At 39.9% G+C, this 7,924-nt stretch carries 5 protein-coding genes and 1 riboswitch; of the genes, 3 read left to right on the forward strand and 2 right to left on the reverse strand.

Translation table 11 applies throughout. The features are described from left to right. The first annotated feature begins 80 nt into the window (after positions 1-80). The 3 genes from CDG77_RS32340 (at position 81) to CDG77_RS32350 (ending at position 3,881) form a co-directional block, all read left to right on the forward strand. Positions 81-1,316 carry an LL-diaminopimelate aminotransferase gene (locus tag CDG77_RS32340; protein WP_094333293.1) on the forward strand — a complete coding sequence of 412 codons (1,236 nt, stop codon included), beginning with the start codon at positions 81-83 and terminating at the stop codon, positions 1,314-1,316. Between the two features lie 127 nt (positions 1,317-1,443). Further along, positions 1,444-2,919 (forward strand): AAA family ATPase, encoded by a 1,476-nt coding sequence (locus CDG77_RS32345; RefSeq protein WP_094333294.1) that lies wholly within the window; start codon positions 1,444-1,446, stop codon positions 2,917-2,919. Positions 2,920-2,921: 2 nt separating this feature from the next. Further along, positions 2,922-3,881, forward strand: coding sequence for a hypothetical protein (locus CDG77_RS32350; protein WP_094333295.1), 960 nt, complete (start codon positions 2,922-2,924; stop codon positions 3,879-3,881). Between the two features lie 8 nt (positions 3,882-3,889). Here CDG77_RS32350 and CDG77_RS32355 read toward each other — a convergent pair whose 3' ends face one another. After that, positions 3,890-5,221, reverse strand: a complete 1,332-nt coding sequence (locus tag CDG77_RS32355) for a voltage-gated chloride channel family protein (RefSeq protein ID WP_094333296.1) — start codon at positions 5,219-5,221, stop codon at positions 3,890-3,892. A gap of 113 nt (positions 5,222-5,334) precedes the next feature. Next, a riboswitch (Fluoride riboswitch) is annotated at positions 5,335-5,418 on the reverse strand. A gap of 121 nt (positions 5,419-5,539) precedes the next feature. Further along, the gene (locus CDG77_RS32360; protein WP_094333297.1) at positions 5,540-7,858 is read right to left on the reverse strand and encodes a cation:proton antiporter domain-containing protein; all 2,319 of its coding nucleotides are present in this window, start codon (positions 7,856-7,858) and stop codon (positions 5,540-5,542) included. Between the last annotated feature and the right edge of the window lie 66 nt (positions 7,859-7,924).

The following is a 7,924-nucleotide window of genomic DNA, read 5'->3' on the forward strand; positions in this document are numbered from 1 at the left end:
CCCCGATCCCTCATTCCCCCACTCCCCGCCCTCATAAATTAGCAGTAAGCTATTTGAGGGCGTTTTTCATAATCTAGATAATGGCAACTATTAACGACAACTACCTGAAACTGAAAGCGGGTTATCTGTTTCCAGAAATTGCTCGGCGGGTGAATGTCTTTGCAGAAGCGAATCCTGATGCTAAAATCATCCGATTGGGCATTGGCGATGTTACCGAACCTCTGCCGGAGGCTTGCCGCACAGCTATGATAAAAGCTGTGGAAGAAATGGGCGATCGCAATACCTTCAAAGGTTACGGCCCCGAGCAAGGCTATGCTTGGTTGCGTGAGAAAATTGCTATTCACGATTTTCAAGCACGGGGAGCCGATATAGATGCTTCCGAAATCTTTATTTCTGATGGTTCCAAATGCGACACTGGCAATATTCTGGAAATCTTTGGTCATGACAACATCATTGCCGTTACTGACCCAGTTTATCCCGTATACGTAGATACTAACGTTATGGTGGGAAATACGGGGGATGCCAACGATAAAGGCGAATTTGAGGGTTTAGTTTATCTACCAATTACGGCTGATAACAACTTCACCGCCGAGATTCCCTCAAAGAAAGTCGATTTAATTTATCTCTGCTTTCCCAATAATCCCACTGGCGCAACTGCTACCAAAGAATATCTCAAAGCATGGGTAGACTATGCCAAAGCTAATAACTCGATTATTTTCTTTGATGCAGCCTACGAAGCTTATATCACCGATCCATCACTTCCCCACTCAATTTATGAAATTGAAGGTGCAAGAGAAGTTGCGATTGAGTTTCGGTCTTTTTCCAAGAACGCAGGTTTTACAGGAACCCGTTGCGCCTTAACAGTTGTACCAAAGACACTCAATGGAATTGCCGCCGATGGTTCCGATGTAGAACTATGGAAACTCTGGAATCGCCGCCAGTCTACCAAGTTTAATGGTGTTTCTTATATCGTCCAACGGGGAGCCGAAGCGGTTTATTCTGAAGAAGGACAGGCACAAATCAAAGGATTAGTTAGCTTCTATCTAGAAAACGCCAAAATTATCCGCGAGAAACTCACAGCCGCCGGATTATCAGTTTATGGTGGCGTTAATGCACCTTACGTCTGGGTAAAAACGCCCAATGGTTTATCCAGTTGGGAATTCTTTGATAAATTGCTGCAAACTGTCAACGTTGTCGGGACACCTGGTTCTGGCTTTGGTGCTGCGGGTGAGGGTTACTTCCGCATTTCGGCCTTTAACAGCCGGGAGAATGTCGAAGAGGCGATGAAGCGGATTGCTGAGAAGTTTAAGGTGTAAGGCATTTTTTGCATTAAGTCTGACTATCTTAGTTAAACTCAATTTGGAAGTCTCAAATAGGGTGGACACTGCCCACCCTATTTGAGAATCAAGATAGTTAGTATCAAGTTGGCAATAGGAGCTTTTTATGAAATTACTACGAGTCCAAGTTCCAGATTTTCGCATTTTAAAGAACGTTGATATAAGTTTTGAAGCAGAATTTATCCCCAGTATTTTTCCCCTTGGAAGTCAAAATGGTGGTGGTAAAAGTACACTTTTGCAATTAATTTTTATTTTATTGCATTGTTCTTGTGATTCTGACAAGAAAGATTTTGTGAAAAATATACTTTATGGATTTACGATTAATAACAATTCTAAGAATAGAGTATTAGCCATAATTGATATCTGGAATGAGGATAAAATTGTACAGCTTGAATTTTTATCTTATAATGACTATTCTCTGAGGGAGTTATTAATATCAGATGATAAGACTGAGGTTGACAATGATAATTATCTACAATTATCTGTTTCAAATCAGTTAGAGAAGATTATCAATAAAATTTCAATTACTGAAAAAGAAATATATGATTTAAAGAGAGCTATTATTACATTAGATAGTGTGAGACAACTTGAGACTTTTGAGAGTGTTGAGGAAAAAAATTATGCATTGAGAGAGTTAATGCAAAGACTTGAAAGATTTGAATTCAGAATTCTAAGATTTCCAATAGCAAATATATCTATAGAAAGATTTCAAGATGAAGTTCAAACAAGACTCGATATATCTAAATTGAATCTTAAAAAACATTATGAAGAACGTGAGCAACTTGAACGTATCTTACCAAGAGTTCTAAAATATTGGCAATCAGAAAAACTACTATATATTTGTAATTATTCAGCTAATGGTAATAAAGATGAAGAGGAAGTTTTACTTTTTCGTATAACTAACATAGATATGAACGAAGTAGAAATATTCATGAAAAAGTTATCACAAAAAATATTTCTCGCGGCTCCTTCTACCCAAGTTTTTCTTTTTAATTCTAAAGAATCTAGAAAACTATTATTTAAAAAGCAGGATAACGAAACTGAGTACTATTCACAGCTTAAATTAGCCAAATCTAAACTATCAGGTTTTTTTACCTATGATTTTCTGGCTGTAGATATCCTTATTGAAGCCTTTAAGTCTGCTCGAGACAAAGACTTTGCAGAAGCTATAAAAAAAGGTGAGTATGGTAATAGCTACAAAGCACTAATAAATGATTTAAATATAATATTGTTTAATAAAAAAATAAATATAGATACAGATTTATCAGGTGTAAGTTTTCAATTAGATAAAGATGGTTTAGAACTATATCCCGAAGACCTCAGTCATGGTGAGTTGAAAAGATTGAGCATTTATATATGGATAAAGTACCATAATATAGAAAATGCAATTGTGCTAATGGATGAAATTGAAATAGCATTTCATCCAGATTGGCAATATCAAATAATTGCAGACCTCAACCAATGGTCATCAAGTAATCAATATATTCTAGCAACTCACTCATACGAGTTATGTCAAGCTCTTACACCTGCTCACGTTAAGGAACTAGAACCAAAACTTTTAAAGCCAGAAGCTAAAAATTAAATATGAGTCTTAAGCCGGAACAACTAAAACAACATTGTGAAATAATCATTAACTCTCCGAGAATTAAAAATAAGATCGTTGTACTGTGCGAAGGCAAAGGTGGTATCTGGGACACCAAAGGCAGACCATCACCTCAGTCATATAGCAAGATGGAAGAGATGCCAGATTCCAACTTTTACAATAGGTGTGTTCCAAAATCATGGAGTCAATATCGACCACAGTTTTTTAACTGCGGAGATCGTAAAGATGTATTAGATACATATTTTACTCTTTCAAAGTTGCATGATGAAAATAAGAACAATTCATATTTAACTTTAGAAAAACTTTTTGCAATTGTAGATGTTGATTTACAAACACAAAATATAACAAAAGAATATAGTTATAGTTTTTCAGATACAGAAGCAATTTTCTGCGATCTTTATACAAAACTCAATATAAACGAAGAAAATGCAAAACAGCATCGTATATGGGTTACGGGTTTAATACATAAAGAAGCATACTTTATCATACCTGAATTGCAACCAATATTTGATGCTTTTTCTACACTTTATAATAGTAATTCTCTACTACTTAGAGATATTTATCTGACTATGGCAGATGCTATCATTACTGATTCTGATTTAGAAAGTAATTTATCAAAAGTATCTAATCGCATTAGTCATTGCTCTAGATTAGATTGTACTGCAATAGATAAATTGAGAAATTCGTGGAAAGAACAGTTTGAAAATGCTCAAAATGATACGCAAAAGAATGAGTTAATTTTAGCTTTATTGGCACTCAGAAAAGCTAAGTATTACTGGAACAAAATTCAACCCCAAAGTGACTGGACTTCTTCAGTTCAGACATTTAAAGATCAACTATTGTTAGAAATAGGAAGATTTTATTCAGAACAAAGTAATCATACTAAATATCATATCCCTTGCTTTTTTAAGATATTAAGGCAATTTGCTGAATTGCTCTAACAAATAAATCAATTACTTTCTCCTGCTTCCCTATCATCAGGTAAATCAATTTTCGGCTCAAATTTTTGTTGTCCATAATTAGCCAAAGTCACCCCTTCTTCTAAAGATACAGCAGAGTATTTACTCAACCCAATACGCTGTGCCGAGTAAATTCCAGAATGACCTGAAAATAGATAACTCACTACACAGCCAATAGCAATAAATACTCCTGATTCCAGACCAAATAATTCAATTCCCATTAAGGTTGATGCTATCGGTGTATTGGCTGCACCCGCAAACACACCCACAAATCCCATTCCTGCTAATAATGGTGTAGGTAATGCTAAAAGCAACGACAAAGCATTACCTAAAGTTGCACCAATAAAAAACAAAGGTGTCACTTCTCCTCCTTTAAAACCTGCGCCTAAAGTTAGAGCAGTCATGGCCAATTTTGCTGCAAAATCCCAAGGAGGTAGCTGAGTGAAAAAAGAATCAACGATAGTAGGGATACCAAGCCCAATGTACTTAGTTGTTCCACTTAAACCAACAATTACTGCTATCATCGCACCGCCTATAAAAGGACGCATTGGAGGATAAGATATCTTACTTTTAAATAAGTGACTAATTTGGTGAGTTACTTTAGCAAAGAATCTCGCTACAATTCCAAAGATTGCACCTGCAATAATGGCAGCAATCAGCCCCCAAATTGTCAGCGTCGGTATAGACGGAGCATGTCGGTATGCGGTATGATGCAAGCCCAATAATAAGGTGACTTGATTTCCAACGATCGCAGCAATCAAAGAAGGAAAAAGAGCGTCATAATTAAGTTTCCCAATTGCTAAAACTTCTAGGCCAAATACAGTCCCAGCTAAGGGAGTACCGAAAACTGAAGCGAATCCTCCACTGATACCTGCTGTTAATAAAATTCGCCGATTGGCTCCTTGCAAATGTAATATTTTAGTTAACTGGTCTGCCAAAGAAGCGCCCATTTGTAATGCTGTACCTTCACGACCGGCTGAACCTCCAAATAAATGTGTCAGGTTTGTTCCTAGCAAAACAAGAGGAGCCATCCGAAAGGGAATAACACTTTTGGGGTTATGGATTTCTTCAAGCAAAAGGTTATTTCCGGCTTCTACAGTCCGACCGAACTGATGATAAATCCAACCACTCAAGAAGCCACCAAGGGGCAGTAAGGCGATAATCCAGCGATGGGATTCTCGCCAATCGGTTGCCCATTCTAATGATGCTAAAAGAGCCGCAGAAGCCGTTCCAGCAAGAATACCAACTACAATGGAAATAGGCAACCATTTAATTAAGTGTGGTAATGCAATAAACGGTTCAAATTGACGTAAATGTTTCATAAATACACTGGCGAACATCCCATGACTCCTTGAGGCGCGATTTGTAGACTTAGACTTTCTACAGGAGAGTCAGGTGATGCATTTAGCCAAGCCCTACTCTCTCGCAGTCAGCGAAGAAAGTAGGAGCCATCAGCCTTTCAGTAAAGATATTTGGGACTGAAAAGGCGGTTTCGGCGAGCTCCATCGCCATTGATTTGATTTTAAATCAAGGATACCATTTTTGCTTTTAGTCGAATCAATATTTGTTTCTTTGAGAAACTATTGACACTCGTTCCTCGCGATCGCTAGATTGAGCCACTTACCTGTACCAGTGGATTATCAAAGGAACTCTTTGAGCGTTTCTGCCTCATTAGCTTTCACCACTGGAAGAGAAAGGGGTACTTTATTGGCGATCGCAAATAACTGTTCTAGTTGACTCAGACCTGTCAAGCTACCACATAATAATACTTGGTCGCTAACTTGCAAGTCCATGCCGCCATCAGGATAGCGGATAAATTTACCATCTCGCCGGATCGCCTGTACTTGTACTCCAAATTGCTTGGCGATATCTAAATCTGCAAGGGTTTTACCTAGCGTTGGCGCATCTGCATTGACTGTAAGCCACTGACAAGCACTATTTTCACCGGGAACAGCAGCTTGTCCCTTAGCAAACTCTGCCAAAGCGGCTAGTTCTTCATCTGCTCCCACTACCAGCAGGCGATCGCCTTCTTCCAATTTGGTTTTATTATTGGGATAATCGATTTCATCGCCGTTAGCGCGGCGAATTGCCATCAAACTCGCTCCTGTTAAGTAGCGCATATCTGCTTCTTCTATGCTCATGCCAATTAAGGGCGAAGCAGCTGGAAGAGGATACCAGCGCTGATTTAAATCGAGAGTTGCTTGGCGCAAATCGTGGGCGACTTCAGTTGCAGAACGTTCTGGCCGCAAATCTAAATAATGATCGTTGCGGATTAGCTGCATTTCCCGTTGGACGACAGTTGGCGACAACAAGCCTAAGCCAGTTAATAAATAGGTTGCCATTTCTAAGCTGGCTTCAAACTCTGGTTGCACCACTTCTCTGGCTCCCAATTGATACAACACTTCAATATTTTTATCCTGGGTAGCACGGACAACCAAATCTAGTTCTGGACGCAATTCCAAAGCACGTTTCAAGCAAAGACGGGTACTCATGGGGTCAGGGAGAGCGATCGCCATTCCTTTGGCATGATTCACTCCGGCGGTTTCTAAAACGTGTAAACTTACACAATTGCCATAAACATAAGATACCCCAGCTTCACGTAACTGCTGAATTCTCCTCTCTGATTGGTCGATGACTACCACAGGTAAGTCGTGTTGCAGCAACAACTTAACTAAATTTTTGCCGACTCGCCCATAGCCACAAACTACTACATGGTCTTTAAAGGGCAAATCGTCTGATACATCCCGCGCCTCTTGTTCTTCTAAGTACGGTTTCAACCAAGGCATTGATTCGGCAAAGTTAAATAAAAATGGCACTAACCGCAGAACAAAGGGAGTCAGCATGAGGGTAACTGCGGTGGTTCCCAAAATTAATAAGTATATTTGTCGGGACACCAGCCCTAAAGATTGCCCCTCACTGGCGAGAACAAAGGAAAATTCCCCAATTTGCGCCAGTCCCAAACCAGCGATGATGGCTGTTTTTAAAGGGTAGTGGAATAGTTTCACTAGGGGCGTGATAATCAAAAATTTCCCGACGAAAACTATTGCCACCAGCCCTAAAATTAATTCTAGGTTGTTCCACAAAAACACTGGGTCAATTAACATCCCAATGGCGGCAAAAAATAAACTGGCAAAGATATCTCGCAGAGGTTCGACATAAGTCAGGGTTTGATCGGCGTATTCCACCTCAGAAATCATCAAACCGGCGACAAATGCCCCCATTTCAATAGATAGCCCCAAATGTTCTGTCAACAGGGCAATACCCAAACAGAGAGCTACAACCCCTAATAAAAATAGTTCTCGGCTTTCGGTACGGGCTAAGAGTCGCAACAAAGGCGGTATCAGCCAAATCCCCGCAGCGACTGCACCAGCTGCAAATAAAGCAATCCACAGTAACGCTGTCAGTACGGCGATGCCAATAGTTTCTGCTGGTTGGTTAAGGGCTGGTAAGACTGCTAACATCAGTCCTAGTGCTAAGTCCTGGACTACTAAAATCCCTAGCATCACTTGTCCGTGAGGCGTTTCTGTTTCGTTGCGTTCCATCAAGCACTTGAGGACAACCGCCGTGGAAGACAAGGACAGAATACACCCCAAAAACATCCCCTTTGCAGGTAAGGCTCCCCAGGCTCCGCTTAAACCGCACACTACAACTGTGACTAAAATTGTCAGAGCAATCTGGAGTCCACCCCCGCCAAGAGCGATCGCTTTTACCTTCTTGAGTTCCGCCAAGGAAAATTCTACACCCAAGGCGAATAACAAAAAGGCGACACCGAATTGTGCCAGAGTCTCTACTTGAATAACTTCTTTAATTAGTCCTAGTCCGGCGGGCCCGATAATCATCCCGCCGATGAGATAGCCTAGCAGCACGGGTTGTCGTAAAAGTGCTGCCAACAGTCCACCACAGGCTGCAACGCCTAAAACTAAAACTAAATCAACAATTAGCCTAAAATCTTCTTGCACCAGTTTTAAAAGAACTATTTATTAAGACCTATTAATTTAGGATACAAAGTTTTGGGGATTGGGGAC

The sequence above is a fragment of the Nostoc sp. 'Peltigera membranacea cyanobiont' 213 genome (genome assembly GCF_002245975.1).
Taxonomy (GTDB): Bacteria; Cyanobacteriota; Cyanobacteriia; order Cyanobacteriales; family Nostocaceae; genus Nostoc.

Bases quoted from the DNA above. Each gene is read 5' to 3' on its own strand.
- CDG77_RS32345 (WP_094333294.1), top strand. From the start codon at position 1,444: ATGAAATTACTACGAGTCCAAGTTCCAGATTTTCGCATTTTAAAGAAC.
- CDG77_RS32355 (WP_094333296.1), bottom strand. From the start codon at position 5,221: ATGAAACATTTACGTCAATTTGAACCGTTTATTGCATTACCACACTTA.
- CDG77_RS32340 (WP_094333293.1), top strand. From the start codon at position 81: ATGGCAACTATTAACGACAACTACCTGAAACTGAAAGCGGGTTATCTG.
- CDG77_RS32350 (WP_094333295.1), top strand. From the start codon at position 2,922: ATGAGTCTTAAGCCGGAACAACTAAAACAACATTGTGAAATAATCATT.